Source organism: Bacillus sp. FSL K6-0255, assembly GCF_045040725.1.
Lineage (GTDB): Bacteria > Bacillota > Bacilli > Bacillales > Bacillaceae > Bacillus > Bacillus subtilis.
Map to the genome: position 1 here is coordinate 1,910,975 of NZ_CP150278.1, position 17,345 is coordinate 1,928,319.

Sequence of the window (17,345 nt, forward strand, 5' to 3'; positions counted from 1 at the left end):
AGATGAATGAGAAAAAAAGTGAGAAAAGCGGTTATACCCGCAGCGGGTTTAGGAACGAGATTTCTGCCGGCGACAAAGGCGCAGCCTAAAGAAATGCTTCCAATCGTCGACAAACCAGCAATCCAATATATTGTAGAAGAGGCCGCAGAGTCAGGAATTGAAGATATACTGATTATTACAGGGAGAAACAAACGCTCGATTGAAGATCATTTTGATCGGTCGGCGGAATTGGAATTCAATCTCCGGGAAAAAGGCAAGACGGAGACACTTAAGGAAATGCAGCAGATTGCCGATTTGGCCAACATTCATTACATCCGCCAGAAAGAACCGCTCGGATTAGGCCATGCGGTGCTGTGTGCGGAGCATTTTATCGGAGATGAGCCTTTTGCTGTTCTCTTAGGTGATGATATTATGGTGTCTGAAACACCGGCTCTTCGGCAATTAATGGATGTATATGACGTTTATGGCACAGAGGTTGTCGGTGTACAGTCAGTTCTCCCTGAGGATGTCAGCAAATATGGTATTATAAATACATCAGGGTCTCAAGGGCATGTATATGAAGTGAACGATTTAGTGGAAAAGCCTTCTCCTGAAGAAGCACCTTCGGAAATCGCAGTAATGGGACGTTATGTGCTGAATTCTTCGATCTTCTCCGTTTTGAAGACAATTGGCAGAGGCGCGGGCAACGAAATTCAGCTGACAGATGCGCTTCGTGAGGTTTGCCGTAAGGAGCCGATCCATGCCCGGCTGCTGGAAGGAAATCGATATGACATTGGCGATAAGCTGGGCTGTTTTAAAGCGAGCACCGAAATCGGCTTAATGCGTCCCGAAATGAGATCTCAGCTTTTGGCCTATTTAGAAGATGTGATCAAACGGGAAACGAAAGAAATGCTGCGGTAAAAAAATTGTAACCATCTTGCTCGTCAATCAGTCATATAATAGTGAAAAAGATTAGGACAGGTTGTGAAGAATGTGGGCAGTTTGATAAGCGAAATTTTAACATGGCTGACGAACATGGGATATGCGGGTATTGCGATTGGGTTAATGATTGAAATCATTCCGAGTGAGATTGTATTAGCTTATGGCGGCTATATGGTATCGGAGGGCACGATTGGATTTATTGGCGCAATTATTGCGGGTGTTATCGGGGGCACCATTGCCCAGATCTTTATTTACTGGATCGGTCGCTATGGCGGCAGGCCATTTCTGGACAAATACGGGAAGTATTTATTGATTAAAAAGCATCATATCGATATGTCGGAAAACTGGTTTCAGAAATACGGCGCCGGAGTTGTCTTCTCGGCTCGTTTTATACCGGTTGTCAGACATGCCATATCCATTCCGGCAGGTATTGCCAGAATGCCTTTTCTCAAATTTGTGGTACTGACTGTGCTTGCTATCATTCCATGGTCTATCCTGTTTGTTTATTTAGGCATACAGCTAGGAAGCCAGTGGGATGATGTTGAGAATATAGCAGGCACTTATACAACACCGATTATGATATTGGCTGTTGTCGTGATAGCCCTTTATTTTGTGATTAAGAAACGTACAGCCATATTTAAACGATAGCTAGCGGATATGCATAGGGGTGACTGACGCTCCCCTATGCATATTTTTTTACTTGCGATGTTGATTTGCCAGCTTCAGATTCTCCGCTAAAAATGCGACAAACACTTCATCCCGCACGAGCGATGCGGCATAATTTCTCTTAATAAACCATTCTGCCTCTTCAAACGCTGCGAATGTTTCGTCTTGGGTTTCTCCGTTAATTTGAATATTCCATTCGTTGTCTAAAGGGAAAAGAAAAAATCTCATTTGTGCGCGATTTTCATATAATGATCCATTCGCAGATCCCTTTAGATTATAGATGTTACGGAAGGCATCCGGCCGTACAGGATCAATACGGAAAGCTTCAGCTACAAACAACTCGTATACTTCATCGGTTATTGAACAGCCGGACGCTTTTGCATGCCCTCCGCCGCCATATCGGCCGGCGATTTCTGACACATCGATGTAATCATGAATGGTGCGGAGACTGACTCGTTTTGACCCCATGCTCAAAATCGCAATGTAATCGAGGTGCGGGTTATCTTTCCCTAGCCTGTTCCCCAGCTCTGAATGGTACGATTCAGCGTGAACGATGCCTACACAGTGTTCGTGAACAAAGGTTTGTACCATTTCCCTTTTCTTTCTGCGGAGGTAGCGCTCGATTTTTTCGTCTTCTAAATCAAGCAGTTTTTCTTCAAAATCATCGAAGAAAAATTCGTCATGCGTGGAAAGGCGCTGGATCATTTTTGCTTCAAATTCATCGATTGACAGCAAAAAGAAAAGATCATTAAGCCGCTTCGCCTGTTTTTGATCGTACCGCTCCCACTCCCATGTATCGTATTGGCGGACGAGCTCTGTGAATTGATCTAAGGCGTTTGTCGGTTTCATGAAGCCATTTTCAATGAGATAGCCATATAAAAGCGATGTCGCGGATGTGAGCCTTCCATCATCGTATTCCACCTGGACAAATCCCCATTCATGCTCATTCAAATGAAGGGCTGTTTTATGATGGTCAATGAGCTTCACTTTGCCCCCTGCATGAACATACTCATTCAATCTCTCTTCGTTTTCTTCATTGACGGCGAGATCGGTGATGAATAACGCGTCCTGTCTGTTGCTCTCCTTCGCTTTTTCTAAAAAGTACTGCACCTGTGCGTTTAAGCCGTTGACAGAGTTATACCGGATCTCTACGTCTTTTCCGAACGCCAATTTTGCTACGATTCCGCATCCTACTCCGTCCAAGTCGTTATGTGAATATAAATGATACATAATGTAGGCCCCTTTTTATGATAAACTGACAATTGCCGCTAGAGGTGCGGCAGCCTTTATTTACTATTCTAAAAAACCAAGCGTTTTATGCAATGGTAATTAGTTGACATAATGTTGTTATTGTAAATATATAAAGGAGCGCTTTTTTTGCGCTCCTAAGTTCTTGCTTTTACACCGGATAAACCGGATGCTTTCGATTGGTAAATGTCATTTCCTTTGTCATGTATGCCTTGAGCCGTTTGGCCAGCTCATCACGCAGCGAATTGGCTGGGATAACAGCATCAATGATCATTTCTGAAGCCAGACGGTAGATATTGATGTCCTCTTTGTATTCCTCCCGTTTGCTGCTGATAAATGCGGCTCTCTCTTCTTCTGGCAGCTCGGCGATTTTTTTAGCGTAGACAGCGTTTACAGCGGCCTCAGGGCCCATGACGGCGATTTGGGCGGTTGGGAGCGCTAGACAGCAATCCGGTTCAAATGCCGGCCCTGCCATTGCATACAACCCCGCCCCGTAAGCTTTTCGGACAATGACAGAGAGTTTTGGAACAGTTGCCTCCGACATCGCAGAAATCATTTTCGCTCCGTGTCTGATAATCCCAGCCTGTTCTACTTTTGTGCCAATCATAAAACCGGGGATATCGGCTAAGAACAGCAATGGGATATGAAAAGCGTCACATAAGGTAATAAACTTAGCCGCTTTGTCTGCTGAATCGTGGAATAAGACGCCTCCTTTTACCTTCGGCTGGTTTGCAACAATGCCGACAGGCTGTCCGTGGATTCGTGCGAGGCCCGTCAATAATTCCGGTGCAAATAAGGCTTTGATCTCAAAAAATGAGTCTTCATCTATGACCCGCTCAATGAGCTCATGCATATCAAAAGGTGCGTTTTGATTTTGCGGAATGACGTCGGCAAGCGGAGTTTCGAAGTGTTTTGGCGGGCGTTTCTCATGAATGGGCGCTTTTTCTTGAAAATTTGCCGGAAAGTAAGACAAATAAGCCCGCACCAGCTGTATGGCTTCTTCTTCAGTTTCTGCAAGAATATCTCCGCAGCCGGAGATTGAGCAATGCATACGGGCGCCACCCATTTCTTCGAGAGACACTTTTTCTCCAATAACCATTTCCGCCATCCTTGGCGAACCTAAATACATGGAGGCGTTACCGTCTACCATAACGACGATATCACAGAAGGCCGGAATATAAGCGCCTCCTGCCGCAGATGGTCCGAAAAGCAGACAGATTTGCGGAATGCGTCCCGATAATTTGACTTGATTGTAAAAAATTCTTCCTGCACCGCGTCTCCCTGGAAAGACATTGATTTGGTCGGTAATTCGGGCGCCTGCCGAATCGACTAAATAAATGAGCGGACAGTTTAATTTTTCGGCGATTTCTTGAATTCTGATGATTTTTTCAACTGTTTTTGCTCCCCATGACCCCGCTTTCACTGTTGAATCATTCGCCATGACGCAAACGGTTTGGCCGCCGATTTTGCCGATAGCGGTTACAACTCCGTCAGCGGGAAGCCCGTCTGACATACATTCCGCAAAAAAAGCGTCTTCTAGCTCAATGTCATCGTCAAAGAGAAGGGAAAGCCGCTCTCTGACAAAGAGCTTGCCTTTTTCCCGATTGCTTTGATGATACTTTTCCGCTCCGCCTTTTCGAATCCGTTCAGCCCGTTCTGTTCGTTCCTTTTCATAATCCATCAGCATTGCCTCCCTTTTATATTCCCTTGTATACGGCCCGTCTTTTTTCTTGAAAGGCCTGAAGCCCTTCTCTCCTGTCTTTTGTCGGGATGGTTTGTTCATACGCTTTTTGTTCAATCGCAAGGCCTGTAGCAAGATCTGTCTCCAATCCTTTATTGATTGCAAATTTAGCCTGACGGACAGCGATCGGTCCGTTGGCAGAAATGGCTGCGGCCAGTTCCTCTGCTTTTGGCATAAGGTCACAAGGAGCCGTGACATGCTCTACAAGGCCGATTTCTTTTGCTTCGTGTGCGGTCACGCGTCTGCCTGTATAAATGAATTCTTTTGCTTTTCCTCTGCCAATCAGCCGGGGCAGCCTTTGGGTCCCTCCAGCGCCCGGGATAATAGCTAACCCTGTTTCCGGAAGTCCCAGCACAGCTGCTTCAGTTGCGATTCGAAGGTCGCATGCCAATGCCAATTCTAGTCCGCCGCCTAATGCGCTTCCATTTATCGCAGCTATGACCGGCTGCGGCAAGGCATCAAGTAAAGCCGCCGTTCTTTGAATGAGAGATACACTTTCCAGAACCTGATCTTCTTTCAGTTTTATCCGTTCCTTCAGGTCTGCCCCTGCACAAAACGCTTTTTCACCGGTGCCTGTGAGGATGACGCAACGGATGTTTGAGTTAAATTCAATTTCCTGGATAATCATTTGCAGGTTTCTAAGCATTTCCGCTGAAAGAGCATTTGCTGCCTGAGGCCTGTTTAAGGTGATCAACGCCATATGTTCATTTTTAACAGTAAAAAGAATAGAATCTCCCATTGTATGCGTCCTCCCTTTTATCAAGATGATTTAAACACCTGTAAATTTCTGCTCGGCAGCGGTTTGCCCATTTTTTCTTCAATCCATTTGGCCGCAGATAGCAGTTTTTCTAGCTTTACATTTGTTTTGATATCCATCTGTTCAAGCATGTACACGATATCCTCAGTTGCGGCGTTTCCTGATGAACCTGGCGCATATGGGCATCCCCCAAGCCCGCCTGCCGAGCCGTCGAACACCGTGATGCCCATTTGGAGTGCTGTGACCATGTTGGCCAGAGCGGTTCCTCTCGTATCATGAAAATGCAGGGCAATTTGATTAGCCGGGAATCGTGCCAAAAGAGCTTCAAGTACAGTTTCCACTTGGGCGGGATTAGCTGCTCCAATCGTATCTCCAAGCGACAGTTCAGAAATCCCAAATTCAAATAGAGCTTCTGAAAGGCGAATGACTTGTTCAATGGGGACATCTTTTTCGTACGGACAGCCGAAAACAGTCGAGAGGTAGGCTCTTGTTGTGAGGTTTGCTTTTTGTGCGTCGTTGTTTACTTGTTTGAGTATATGGAGGGATTCAGAAGTGGATTTATTGATGTTTTTTCTGTTGTGCGTCTCGCTGGCGGACATAAAAACGCAAGCCTCGTTAATGCCTCCTTCAAGTGCATTCTCCAGTCCTCTTTGATTCGGGACAAGTGCCGCGTACGTTACCCCTTTTTCTCGGTCGATGCCTTTTGCTACATCGATAGCATCTCGAAGCGCCGGAATCCATTTCGGGTGAACGAAGGATGTGATTTCAATATACGACAGCCCTGTCCGGGAAAGCTGGTTGATCCAGGTTATTTTATCCTCTGTTGCGATCCAAACGGGCTCGTTTTGTAAGCCATCACGCGGGCCGACTTCTTTGATTGTCACTTTTTTAGGATATGGCATGGTCTTCCTCCAAATTATTGAGTGGAATTGCTCAGTTCGAGCAGTACGTCTCCTTCATTTACAAAGTCGCCTTCCTTTTTTTTGACTTCTTTTACGATTCCGCTTCTATCTGCAACGATCGGGATTTCCATTTTCATCGATTCCAAAATGGCTACCTCCTGGCCCTTTTCGATTTGGTCGCCGGCTTTGACGTGGACTTTCCACAGGTTTCCTGCCATTTGTATGCTAACCGTCATGACAACTGCCTCCTTTATAGGTGCTGTTTCAAAAAGTCAGTCGTGACATCCCCTTCTTTAAATGCCTTTGTTGCCGCAGCCTGTATGAGGAGCGGAAGGTTTGTTTTGATTCCCTCTACACGATAGTCGCGAAGCGCTGTCTCTAGTTTTTCAATTGCTTCTGTTCTGGTTTGGCCTTTGACAATCATCTTAGCGATCATCGGGTCATAAAAAGGGGTAACGGTGCTGTCTTTTGCTACCGCACATTCGTGTCTGACTCCTTTTTGGTCAGGAAGTGAAAACGCAGTGATCGTACCTGGTGACGGGAAGAAGGTCTTGGGATCTTCCGCGTATATTCGAACCTCTATCGCATGCCCGTTCCGTTGGATGTCTTTTTGGGAGAATGTGAGTGTATGGCCCGCAGCAATCCGCAGCTGCTGCTCAACTAAGTCCAGGCCTGTTATTTCTTCAGTCACGGGGTGTTCAACTTGCAGTCTCGTATTCATTTCGAGGAAATAAAAATTTTGTTTCTGGTCAACTATAAATTCGATGGTGCCTGCGTTCGTATAGCCGATTGCCTTCGCTGCTTTTACCGCTGTTTGACCGATCTTCATTCTTAGTTCATCGTCTACAAATGGAGACGGTGCTTCTTCAATGACTTTTTGGTGGCGCCTCTGAACAGAGCAATCACGTTCAAACAGATGTACTGTATGGCCGTGTTGATCGGCCAAAAGCTGAACCTCGATGTGGCGCGCATGTTCAATAACTTTTTCTATATACATAGACCCGTCACCGAAAAAATCTGCTGCGCGCTTTTTGTTTCCCTCGTACGCTTTTTTTAATGCTTCTTCATTTTCAACACGCTGCATTCCGATGCCGCCTCCGCCCGCTGAAGCTTTCAGCATGACAGGATAGCCGATTTGACTTGCGGTGCGGCAGGCTGCCTCTATATCTCCGAGGGATTCAGAAACGCCCGGCACCACAGGGACACCTGCAGCCTCCATTGCTTTTCGCGCTTCAATTTTGCTGCCCATCTTTGCGATGATATCAGGGGAAGGTCCGATAAACACGATGTTTTCTTGCTTGCAGCGTTCAGCGAACCGGCTGTTTTCTGATAACAATCCATATCCCGGGTGGATCGCGTCGGCTTTTGCTTTTTTCGCCGTCTTTATGATTCTCTCTATATTTAAATAACTTTCACTGACTCTCGATTCCCCGATCAAATATGCCTCTGTAGCGGCTTTTGTATGGGGCGCGTCCTTGTCTGCTTCTGAATAAACAGCGACCGTTTTAATGCCGAGACGGCTGCATGTTCGGATAATTCTCATTGCAATTTCACCGCGGTTGGCGATCAGTACTTTTGTAAACATGATTTCACCTCATTGACTTGATGATAAGTTGAACATTTCAATCGTTTTTTCTCGCAGTTTATATTTTTGAATTTTGCCTGAGGCCGTCATCGGATAGTCATCCGTAAAAATAACATAACGCGGAATTTTGTGGCGGGCGATTTTCCCTTTGCAATAGGCTTTAAGCTCATCAGGTGAAACGCTTTTACCGTCTTTCAGTTTAATCCAGGCTGCAGCTTCCTCCCCGAATTTGGCGTCAGGCACACCAACCACCTGTACATCTAAAACAGCGGGATGCTGGTATAAAAATTCTTCAATTTCCCGCGGATAAATGTTCTCGCCGCCTCTGATGAGCATATCTTTTAATCTTCCGGTGATGCGGCAGTACCCGTCTTCATCCATGACAGCAAGATCTCCGGTAAACAGCCATCCGTCATGATTGATTGCTTTTCTGGTCGCATCTTTGTCTTTATAATAGCCTTTCATGACGTGATAGCCACGGGTGCACAGTTCTCCCTGCATGCCTCTTTGAACTTCTTGACATGTCCCGGGTTCTACAATTTTCACCTCAGTATGTGGCAGGGCACGGCCGGTTGTTTCGACTCTTCTTATGAAGGAATCATTTGCTCTCGTTTGTGTAATGACTGGCGAGGCTTCGGTTTGTCCATAGGCGATCGTAATGTCTTTCATGCCCATCCTTTCAATCACAGCTTTCATCACTTCACTTGGACAGGGAGAGCCGGCCATGATTCCTGTTCGGAGCGTCGATAGATCATATGCATCAAAATCCGGATGATGCAGCTCGGCGATAAACATGGTAGGCACACCATGGAGCACTGTGCATTTCTCTTTTTCTACCGTTTTAAGGACGGTAACGGGATCAAATTCTTGCACGGGTATCATGGCTGCCCCGACGGATACACATGCCAAAACCCCAAGGACGCATCCAAAGCAGTGAAAAAACGGAACAGGGATGCACATGCGGTCTTGAGAGGTTAAAGCCATACATTCAGCGATATTAGCAGCGTTATTGATGACATTGAAATGGGTCAGCATCACGCCTTTTGGAAACCCTGTCGTTCCTGATGTGTATTGCATATTAATCACATTGTCTTTATCCAGGCTGTTCATTCTCTCTTCAAGCTCAGCATCTGTCACTGTTTTCGCCAATATCTCTGTATCGTCCCAATGATACATGCCAGACAATCGTTTATTGCCAATATAGATCAGCGTTTTTAAAAAGGGATAGCGTTCAGATTTCAGTTGGCCGGGCTTTGCTTCTTGCAGTTCTGGAATTAAACTGTTCACGATGTCTGGATAAGAAGTGCCCCTGTATGAATCCATGATAATAAGCGCCGCGGCATCCGATTGCTTTAACAAGTAATCAAGCTCATGTGCTTGATAATTGGTATTGACGGTCACGAGCACGGCTCCGATCTTCGCAGTTGCGAACTGGACGGCAAGCCATTCAGAGATATTAGAAGCCCATATGGCGACGTGGTCTCCTTTTCCAATCCCCATCCGCATGAGACCTTTAGCGGTTTGACGGCACAGACTGTCAAATTGAGCGTACGTATAGCGGATATTTCGGTCTGGATACACAACAGCATCTCGATCGGGATACGCATCAGCTGTTTGTTCCAGCAGCCTGCCGATTGTGGAATGGATGAGTTCAGCCATTCATTGTTCCTCCTTTCTTAATGATAGGAAAGCGTTTACATTTTTATTTTAAAAGCTGTCTGGCGATCACGAGACGCTGAATTTCAGATGTGCCTTCACCGATTTCCATTAATTTTGCGTCCCGCAGCATCCGTTCCACCCCATACTCTTTCATATAGCCTGAACCTCCATGGATTTGAATGGCTTGATTGCAAGCTCTTGTCGCCATTTCAGATGCGAATAGCTTGGCGTACGCCGCTTCTTTGGTGAACGGGCGGTTATGATCTTTCAGCCAGGCGGCTTTTAACACCATTTGCCGTGCCAGATCAATTTCCATCGCCATGTCAGCAAGCTTAAATTGAATCGCTTGAAAGGAAGAAATCGGCTGTCCAAACTGCTTTCGCTCTTTCGCATATGCCAATGATGCGTCAAGGGCCGCTTGGGCAATGCCGACTGCAAGAGCAGCGATGGAGATTCGACCACCATCCAGCGTATATAGAAACTGTTTAAACCCTTTTGTTGGATCGCCAAGTAAGTTGGCCGCAGGCACTCTTACATCTTCAAGCAAGATTTCCGCTGTATTCGAACCGCGGACGCCCATTTTATCGTACGGGCTCGTAATCGTAAGTCCTGGTGTGTCAGTTGGCACGATTAATGCGGAGATGATGTTTTTTCCGTCTTTGTTTTTGCCTGTTACGGCGGTTACAATAACTGTGCGTGCGTAGCTTGCATTAGTGATCCAGCACTTTTCGCCGTTGATTACATACTCGTCACCATTTGAAATCGCTTTTGTTTGAGTGCCTCCTGCATCTGAGCCGGCATTTGGCTCCGTCAGGCCGAATGATCCGAGTGCTGTGCCTGAAGCCAGCGGCGTCAAATGCGTCTGTTTTTGCTCTTCTGTTCCGAAGTAGTAAAGAGGGCTTGCGCCTAGCGAGACCGCTGCAGCATAGCTTAATCCAGTACTGCCGCAGGCTTTGCCGACTTCTTCAACCGCTAAGGCATATGAAATCGTATCACCGCCAGATCCGCCGTATTCTTCTGGAAATGGAATACCCATCAGACCGAGTTCACCCATTTTTTTAAATGTTTGCATCGGGAACTCGCCTGTTTGATCTACATGTTCAGCGTGAGGAGCAATTTCTTTTTTCGCAAAATCTTTTACCATTTCACGCACCATTTGTTGTTCTTTTGTCAGCTCAAAATTCACATCGTTTCCTCCTTCACATCTTTGTAACATCCTATTAGGCGAGTTCTATAATCATTCCCTGACAAGAAAAGTCTGAAAATTAAAACTGAATCATTTTTTATGTGATAATATCAGCGGGATGAGCAAATACATGCAGTAGGCGCATACCATCCATATCGTAAACGCAATAACTTGGCCCTTTGATAAAGCCGGGAAGATGAGGGGAAGATTCCAAAGGGAAATCGTATCCATCAATAAACCGACCGCTGATCCCCATATACCTAGCTTGATCACCGCGAACTGTGATTGATCGAGTTTTTGATAGAGAAAGAACACAAGGCATAAAACAAGAGCAGTGCCCGCTCCCAAGAGAAGAAAGTTCGGCAAAAAGGCTTCTTCAGCCGGATCAGTCAACACAGCATCTCCGAACAGCACAAAAAATAATGTGGCACCTAACCAGACTAGAAATGAAAACGTAAAACACGTCCTGTACGTGTTTCTCTTCGATTTTATTTTTATTTAGTACTAGTTTCTCAGATTCCAATAATGGTAAATGTCCAAACACCGCCTCCATATTCATGTGAATCTCACCTTTGTTTTTTAAAAAATTCAGCGGTTTACCATCGTTTCCTGTCCCAAAATCACTTTTTAAAAAAAGACGACTTAGAAAGCCGTCCTTCTCATTTCTTATTTTGTTGTTCGTTTGGAAGCTTTGCTTTCGTTATGAAGCCGGTCTGCTGAAGTGACATAATACGTATATTTCTTGTTGGGATCTGCCGTGTTATCTAAGAAGGTTTGCTGCTCATGTGTTTTTCTTTGCGTTGCCAGCAATGTTCTCTGCTTTTTCCCTTCGGCTCTGTATATCGCATAATAGGCTGTTTCTTTCGTTTTTTGATTTGATGGGTGATCTTTAATCTGCAGAAGATTGCCGTTTTTGTCTTCGGTGACTTTCGTAAGCTTCGGTTTTTTTGGGGCGGTATTGTCAAGCCAAGGCATTTGCGGAACCAGTGCCGGCTTGCTGTAAAGATCGGTGCTGAGACTGTCTTTGATGCCAAGCGGATTTTTGTTGAGGTCCTTGAGGCTGAAATGCATGCTTCCTTTCACCAGTTCAAGCTGGCGGTTCAAAGTGATTTGCCGCACATATTCCTCAGGATCGGACCAAGGCGGATCAAAATTGTTATTGATTTTATATGCTGCCTGGCCAATATATAAGTGAACAGGCCTATTTTTGACTTCATTGCTCCACCAATCAGCCAGCACGTCGTAAGCCGCTGCGTTAAAGCCGATACTCCAATAAATTTGCGGAGCAATATAATCGATGTCGCCTTCTTGGATCCAATGCCTTGTGTCTGCATATAGATCGTCATAATTTCTGACGCCTGCTTTTGTATTCGATCCGGTCGGGTCATCTGCGGCGTTTCTCCATACTCCAAAGGGACTGATGCCGAATTTGACATACGGTTTTGCAGCTTTAATTGTTTGGTTGATTTGTTTGACAAGCTGGTTCACATTGTCCCGCCGCCAGTCATCGATATTAGAAAAAGCGTCTTTTCCGTATTGTTCGTACTGTGCTTGATCAGGAAATTCCTGTCCCGCTATTTTATAAGGGTAAAAATAATCATCCATATGAACAGCATCGATATCATAATGTTTTACGACTTCTTCAATGCCTTTGACGATAAAATCTCTCGCTTCTGGAATGCCTGGATGATAATACAGCTGGTTTCCATAGGCGGCAACCCAATCTGGATGTTTTCTTGCCGGGTGATCCTCAGACAATTTATTAAGATCTGTATGATTCATTGTAATACGGTAAGGATTAAACCACGCGTGAAATTCCAAATTTCGTTTATGGGTTTCTTCAATCATAAATGCAAGAGGATCATAGCCGGGGTCCTTCCCTTGGACACCGGTTAAGTATTCCGACCAAGGCCCGTAAGCTGACGGATAAAAGGCATCAGCCGTCGGTTTAATCTGAACGATAACGGCATTCATTCCCATTTTTTGCACATCGTCCAGCAGTTTGATATACTCCTGTTTTTGCTCTTTCACAGATAACCCTTTTTTGGACGGCCAATCAATATTTAATACGGAAGCAATCCATACGGCTCTCAGCTCCCTGTCAGACTGCGCATTGGCCATAAACGGAACGGAAATGACAAACGTTCCGATGATCAAGCTGACAAGGAAACGGACAATCGACTTTTGGCAAACCTTCATTCTGTTTCTTCTCCCCCATTACATCACTTTCACTATTCGCTATTACGGTATTCCCGGGCTATAAAAGGGTGATTAACAGAATGTCTATCTCACTAAATAAACGAAAAAAGTCCTAAAGCATGTTGTGAACCGCTTTTAGGACTTTTTATCATTCATCATGGTTTGCAGACTTTTTAACACATCAATAAGTTTTACGCCGACACCGACAGCCGTTTCAAGGATCGCTTGTGCTCCGGCAATGGCTAAAATAAAGATCAGCGGTATTGCAATACGAGGCAAAAAAAGATAGCCAAGTCCGATCAAGATGGCACACCAAACACCGGCACACCAGTAGCAATTGAGCATGTATCCAAAGTTAGAAGCCGGCACGCTTTTTTCATCTACATGCCCGTTTTGATCAACAATCCTTTTCTTTTTCATAAAAGGTTTTCGGATAAATTCTGTGATTTTGTCAAATACAATCAAATGTGTCAGCCTGTAACTGGCTAGAATCAGCATGATAAAAGTTAGAAAAGAAAGACGGTCCATTGAGAAGCCTCCAAGAAAAAGGATGATGTTATCATTCCCAAGTGTCCCTTATCCATTCTTGATACAAAAAGAAAGACGGACAGAGAATGGCCTCTGTCCGCTAATCCGCTTTATCGTTTGTGCAGTATTACTTGATTTGAAGTGATCTTTTCTAAAATGTCGAGGATGATGTCGGCATTCTTTTCAGCATATGTTCCTTCCAGCATGTCTTTATGAGCGCCAAAACCCGTGTACTCACTATAGTTTCCGCAGGCGCCTTCCCATTTCGTTAAGCCTGTATTCTTGCTGGTTTCGGGATGGATTCCAGCTTCGATGAAATGAATGCTTGCTTTGATGTGCCCTTCATTCAGCAATTGTGCCCAATATTCCTGATAGTTTCTTTTTTTCTTCATCACCTTTTCTCTGACTGCTTCAGGCAGATATGCTGCAGATTCGTCATTACCGGTATCGATAGGCAAAGGCTGTTCTTTTAGATAAGCGTCCACGATAATGAAGTCGCTGACTTCTAATCCTTTGCGCTCCATAGCCTGTGCCACTTCAAAAGCCAGGTTTCCGCCTGCAGAGTAGCCTAATAAAACGTATGGGCCCTCAGGCTGTATGTCCGTCATGCAATTAACATATTGTTCAATGCGGGTGTCTTGTTCAATAAAGTGAAACCCGTATACGGCTGCCTTCTCATTCAGCAATAAAGCAAGGTCTTTAAAATAAATGCCAAATCCCGATATCGGCGGGAAGCAGAAAAGATTTTGCGCGCCGTGCTGGTTCAGTTTGATCACATGCTGTTCATTTGCTGCTGTCAGCTGTTTAGAATAAAGTTTTTCGGCAAGCTGAGCGATTGTCGGATGTTCGAACAAGAAATCAATCGGTATGTCAATGTTCTGCTGATGTTTTAGTGTATGTATGACTTGCAGTGCTTTTAGTGAATGTCCGCCAATAGCAAAGAAGTCATCATCAATACTGATTGTGTTAACACCGAGGACTTGCTTCCAAATGTTCGCCAATTCTTCTTCAACCAAGTTTCTTGGCAATATGATGTTCTGTCGTTTGGCAGGCTTATTTTCTGGAATAGGCAGCGCGCTGCGGTCTATTTTTCCGTTTCCGGTAAGCGGCATCCGCTCCACACGCACCCAGTGCTGCGGGATCATATAGTCTGGAAGCACACGCGCCAAATCGGCGCGAAAATCCGTATCTGTTTTTTTGTGATCACCGACGTAATGAGTGTACAGCTGCGCCTCTCCATCTTTTTCTCTCAATGTCACTGCTGCTTCTTGAACGCCTTCCATTTCTAACAGGCGCGCTTCTATTTCGGCAGGCTCAATTCGTTTTCCGCGGATTTTCATTTGCCTGTCAATTCTGCTGATGTATTCTAAGTTTCCATCAGGCAGCCAGCGCGCCAAATCACCGGTACGGTATATTCTTTCTCCAGGCAAGAAAGGATGAGGAGAAAACACAGCATTTGTCAGATCTACTCTGTTCAAATAGCCTTTAGCGACTCCATCACCGCCAACACAAAGCTCGCCGGGAACGCCTATTGGCAAAAGACGTCCTTTTGTATCTAAGATGTAAGCGGTGCTATTACTGATTGGTTTTCCAATCGGAATCGGCCCCGCATAGTCTCTCTTCATTTCAAAAAAGGTTGAAAAAGTCGTGTTTTCCGTTGGCCCGTAAATATTATGAAGCGCGAGATCTGGACAGGCGTGTCTGACGGCATTCATCAGGGCAGGAGAGAGTGCTTCTCCTCCGACATATAACGTATGGAGTCCGCGAAACATGTCAGCTCGTACCTGTGCCAGCTGATTAAAAAGAGCTGTCGTTAAAAATAGCACTGTAATGTCATTTTCAAGCAAATACGCTCCAAACCGATCAGGTGTCAGCATTGTCGATTTATCAATGATATGAAGGCTTGCGCCATTTAAAAGTGCCCCGAACATTTCAAAGGTGACGGCGTCAAAGCTGATAGATCCAGTCATAATAAACCGGTCATCACCGGACGCAGACGTGTAATTGCTGTTTCTGACAAGGGACACGACATTGCGATTCGTGATCATGACCCCTTTCGGCCGGCCTGTTGATCCTGAGGTATACATGATGTACGCAAGATCATCCGGGCTGGAGCTGATATTAATAGGGATATCGTTCTCTTCCATCAATCCCTGCGCATCTGAAATGATACATGTTCCTGAGAACGCAGCGTTTTGCTCCAATCCCTTTTGAACAATCAGCATTTTTGCCTGCGTTTCCTCAAGCATAAAGCTGACTCGTTCAGGCGGAAGCTCCGCATCAAGCGGGAGGTATGCTCCCCCTGCTTTTAATACGGCAAGCACACTGATCATGAATTCGGGAGAATGTGCAGCCAATATTCCGGCTGTCTCGTTTTTCCGAAATCCCTTTTGAATTAACTCTCTGGCGAGCGCATTAGAGCGTTTATCAAGCTCTTTATACGAAATAGACATATTGCCATACACAAGTGCGGTATGGTCTGGCGTCTTTTCTGCTTGTTCGCGAAATAAATCGATAATTGTATGATTCTTTGGATACTCCGTTTTTGTATTGTTGAACTGTGTGACAATCTGCTCTTTTTCTGTTGCATCAAGAAAAGAAAAATCAGCAATTGGCATATGAGGGTGCTGTGCAGCTGTGCTAAGCGCTTGCGTAAATTGCCTCTTGATACAGCTGATCCAGGCAGCATCGTAAACGAATGCATTATAGCTGAACTTGATGACAAGCTCTTCGCCAGGAGCAACGACAAGATTAAAGTTATATCCTGATTGCTCGGATACTTGAACTTGATCGATTTGCAGCGGTGAATCGGTTTGATCAGCGGAATCGGCGATTTTCTGCTGTAACGGATAGTTTTCAAAGACGATAATGTGATCAATCAGTTCCTGTTTTAATGCGGTGTTTGCCTGAATATCAAATAAAGGCTGGCAGGTAAACGGCTCAGCTTCCAGCATTTCTTTCTGGCAGCGTATGAGCAGCTCGTGAAACGTTTCGTCTTGGTGTGTTTTAATTCGAATCGGTATGGTATTGATAAACAACCCTATCATTTGCTCCACGCCTGGGATTTCTGACGGTCTTCCTGATACAACTGCGCCAAACACAACGTCGTCTGTGCGGTTATATTGCTGCAGCATCACACCCCAGACTGCCTGAATAAGGGTAGCGAGCGTGACGCCGTGTTGTTTGGCAGTCTCTTTCAGCTTGTCTGTCAGTGGTTTATTTAATGAAAATATCAAATCTTCACGGTGATAACCTTCTTTTGTTTCTTTATCAGACACACGAGGCAGAGGTGATGGAGCGCTGTAGTTTTTTAAATAGGTATCCCAGTAGGCCGCTGCTTTTTCTTTGTCTCGGTTTGTCAGCCATGAAATATAGGTGCTGTACGGACGGACAGGGTCTAATGAAAGCGGTTTTCCTGCATGAATCGATTGATAAATTTGCATAAATTCCTGCATAACGATACCTAGGCACCATCCGTCCATTAAAATGTGATGGTGACTCCAGATACAGACATGCTCATCTTTAGCTGTTTTGAATAGAGAAATCCGCATCAGCATGTCTTTTTGCAGATCAAAGCCTTTTTGCTTGTCCTTCTCTTTAAAGCGTTCAATATACTCATTCTGGTCGTTTGTCGGCAGATGAGAAATGTCTTCGCTGTTCAAATGGAATTCACGTTCTGTCATCACGACTTGCCGAGGTCCCGACAAATGCGGGACGTGCGGCAAAAACACGGTTCTGAAAATATCATGGCGGTCGATAATGGCTTGAATGCTGCGCTGGAACCAGTCATAGCTGAGGCTTCCTTTAATGGTGAAGAGCGACTGCTCAACATACGCCCCCTCCTCTTTACGGAGGAAGGAATGAAACAGCATCCCTTCCTGCATATGACTCAGAGGATAAATGTTCTTGATTTTTTTAATGGTATTCATAGTGTCTGCACCTTTCTTCACGGA

15 protein-coding genes are annotated in these 17,345 nt (G+C 45.2%); 2 read left to right on the forward strand and 13 right to left on the reverse strand.

Going from position 1 to position 17,345, the window contains the following annotated elements; translation table 11 throughout:
* The first annotated feature begins 6 nt into the window (after positions 1–6).
* Together galU and MHB62_RS09685 are read left to right on the forward strand one after the other, a co-directional pair.
* Positions 7–900: a UTP--glucose-1-phosphate uridylyltransferase GalU gene (gene galU / locus MHB62_RS09680; protein WP_003245127.1), complete on the forward strand. Its 894-nt coding sequence runs from the start codon at positions 7–9 to the stop codon at positions 898–900.
* Between the two features lie 72 nt (positions 901–972).
* A complete protein-coding gene (locus MHB62_RS09685; protein ID WP_003231529.1) occupies positions 973–1,569 on the forward strand; it encodes a DedA family protein in 597 nt (198 codons plus the stop codon).
* Positions 1,570–1,617: 48 nt separating this feature from the next.
* Here the strand turns inward: MHB62_RS09685 and nrnB are convergent, their stop codons facing one another.
* The 13 genes from nrnB to ppsE form a co-directional block, all read right to left on the reverse strand.
* Positions 1,618–2,817 (reverse strand): oligoribonuclease NrnB, encoded by a 1,200-nt coding sequence (gene nrnB, locus MHB62_RS09690; RefSeq protein WP_003245472.1) that lies wholly within the window; start codon positions 2,815–2,817, stop codon positions 1,618–1,620.
* A gap of 169 nt (positions 2,818–2,986) precedes the next feature.
* Positions 2,987–4,522 carry an acyl-CoA carboxylase subunit beta gene (locus MHB62_RS09695; protein WP_003231527.1) on the reverse strand — a complete coding sequence of 512 codons (1,536 nt, stop codon included), beginning with the start codon at positions 4,520–4,522 and terminating at the stop codon, positions 2,987–2,989.
* 10 nt (positions 4,523–4,532) lie between these two features.
* Positions 4,533–5,315 (reverse strand): enoyl-CoA hydratase, encoded by a 783-nt coding sequence (locus MHB62_RS09700; protein WP_003231526.1) that lies wholly within the window; start codon positions 5,313–5,315, stop codon positions 4,533–4,535.
* A 20-nt stretch (positions 5,316–5,335) separates the two neighbouring features.
* The gene (ldeG, locus tag MHB62_RS09705; protein WP_003231525.1) at positions 5,336–6,235 is read right to left on the reverse strand and encodes a hydroxymethylglutaryl-CoA lyase; all 900 of its coding nucleotides are present in this window, start codon (positions 6,233–6,235) and stop codon (positions 5,336–5,338) included.
* A 14-nt stretch (positions 6,236–6,249) separates the two neighbouring features.
* A complete protein-coding gene (locus tag MHB62_RS09710) occupies positions 6,250–6,471 on the reverse strand; it encodes an acetyl-CoA carboxylase biotin carboxyl carrier protein subunit (RefSeq protein ID WP_003245519.1) in 222 nt (73 codons plus the stop codon).
* A gap of 14 nt (positions 6,472–6,485) precedes the next feature.
* Positions 6,486–7,820, reverse strand: coding sequence for an acetyl-CoA carboxylase biotin carboxylase subunit (locus MHB62_RS09715; RefSeq protein WP_003231523.1), 1,335 nt, complete (start codon positions 7,818–7,820; stop codon positions 6,486–6,488).
* Positions 7,821–7,829: 9 nt separating this feature from the next.
* Positions 7,830–9,479, reverse strand: a complete 1,650-nt coding sequence (locus tag MHB62_RS09720; RefSeq protein WP_003244755.1) for an AMP-binding protein — start codon at positions 9,477–9,479, stop codon at positions 7,830–7,832.
* A gap of 43 nt (positions 9,480–9,522) precedes the next feature.
* Complete coding sequence (locus MHB62_RS09725; RefSeq protein WP_003245114.1) at positions 9,523–10,665, reverse strand: acyl-CoA dehydrogenase; 1,143 nt, start codon at positions 10,663–10,665, stop codon at positions 9,523–9,525.
* A gap of 90 nt (positions 10,666–10,755) precedes the next feature.
* Positions 10,756–11,061, reverse strand: coding sequence for a DUF5367 family protein (locus MHB62_RS09730; protein WP_003245257.1), 306 nt, complete (start codon positions 11,059–11,061; stop codon positions 10,756–10,758).
* Positions 11,051–11,224, reverse strand: a complete 174-nt coding sequence (locus MHB62_RS09735) for a hypothetical protein (protein ID WP_009967352.1) — start codon at positions 11,222–11,224, stop codon at positions 11,051–11,053. The genes MHB62_RS09730 and MHB62_RS09735 overlap by 11 nt, the downstream gene beginning before the upstream one ends.
* 107 nt (positions 11,225–11,331) lie before the next feature.
* A complete protein-coding gene (locus MHB62_RS09740) occupies positions 11,332–12,864 on the reverse strand; it encodes a glycoside hydrolase family 10 protein (protein ID WP_003231519.1) in 1,533 nt (510 codons plus the stop codon).
* A 135-nt stretch (positions 12,865–12,999) separates the two neighbouring features.
* Positions 13,000–13,392, reverse strand: a complete 393-nt coding sequence (locus MHB62_RS09745; RefSeq protein ID WP_003231518.1) for a DUF1360 domain-containing protein — start codon at positions 13,390–13,392, stop codon at positions 13,000–13,002.
* A 110-nt stretch (positions 13,393–13,502) separates the two neighbouring features.
* A complete protein-coding gene (gene ppsE / locus MHB62_RS09750; RefSeq protein WP_080015512.1) occupies positions 13,503–17,342 on the reverse strand; it encodes a plipastatin non-ribosomal peptide synthetase PpsE in 3,840 nt (1,279 codons plus the stop codon).
* Positions 17,343–17,345 lie beyond the last annotated feature (3 nt).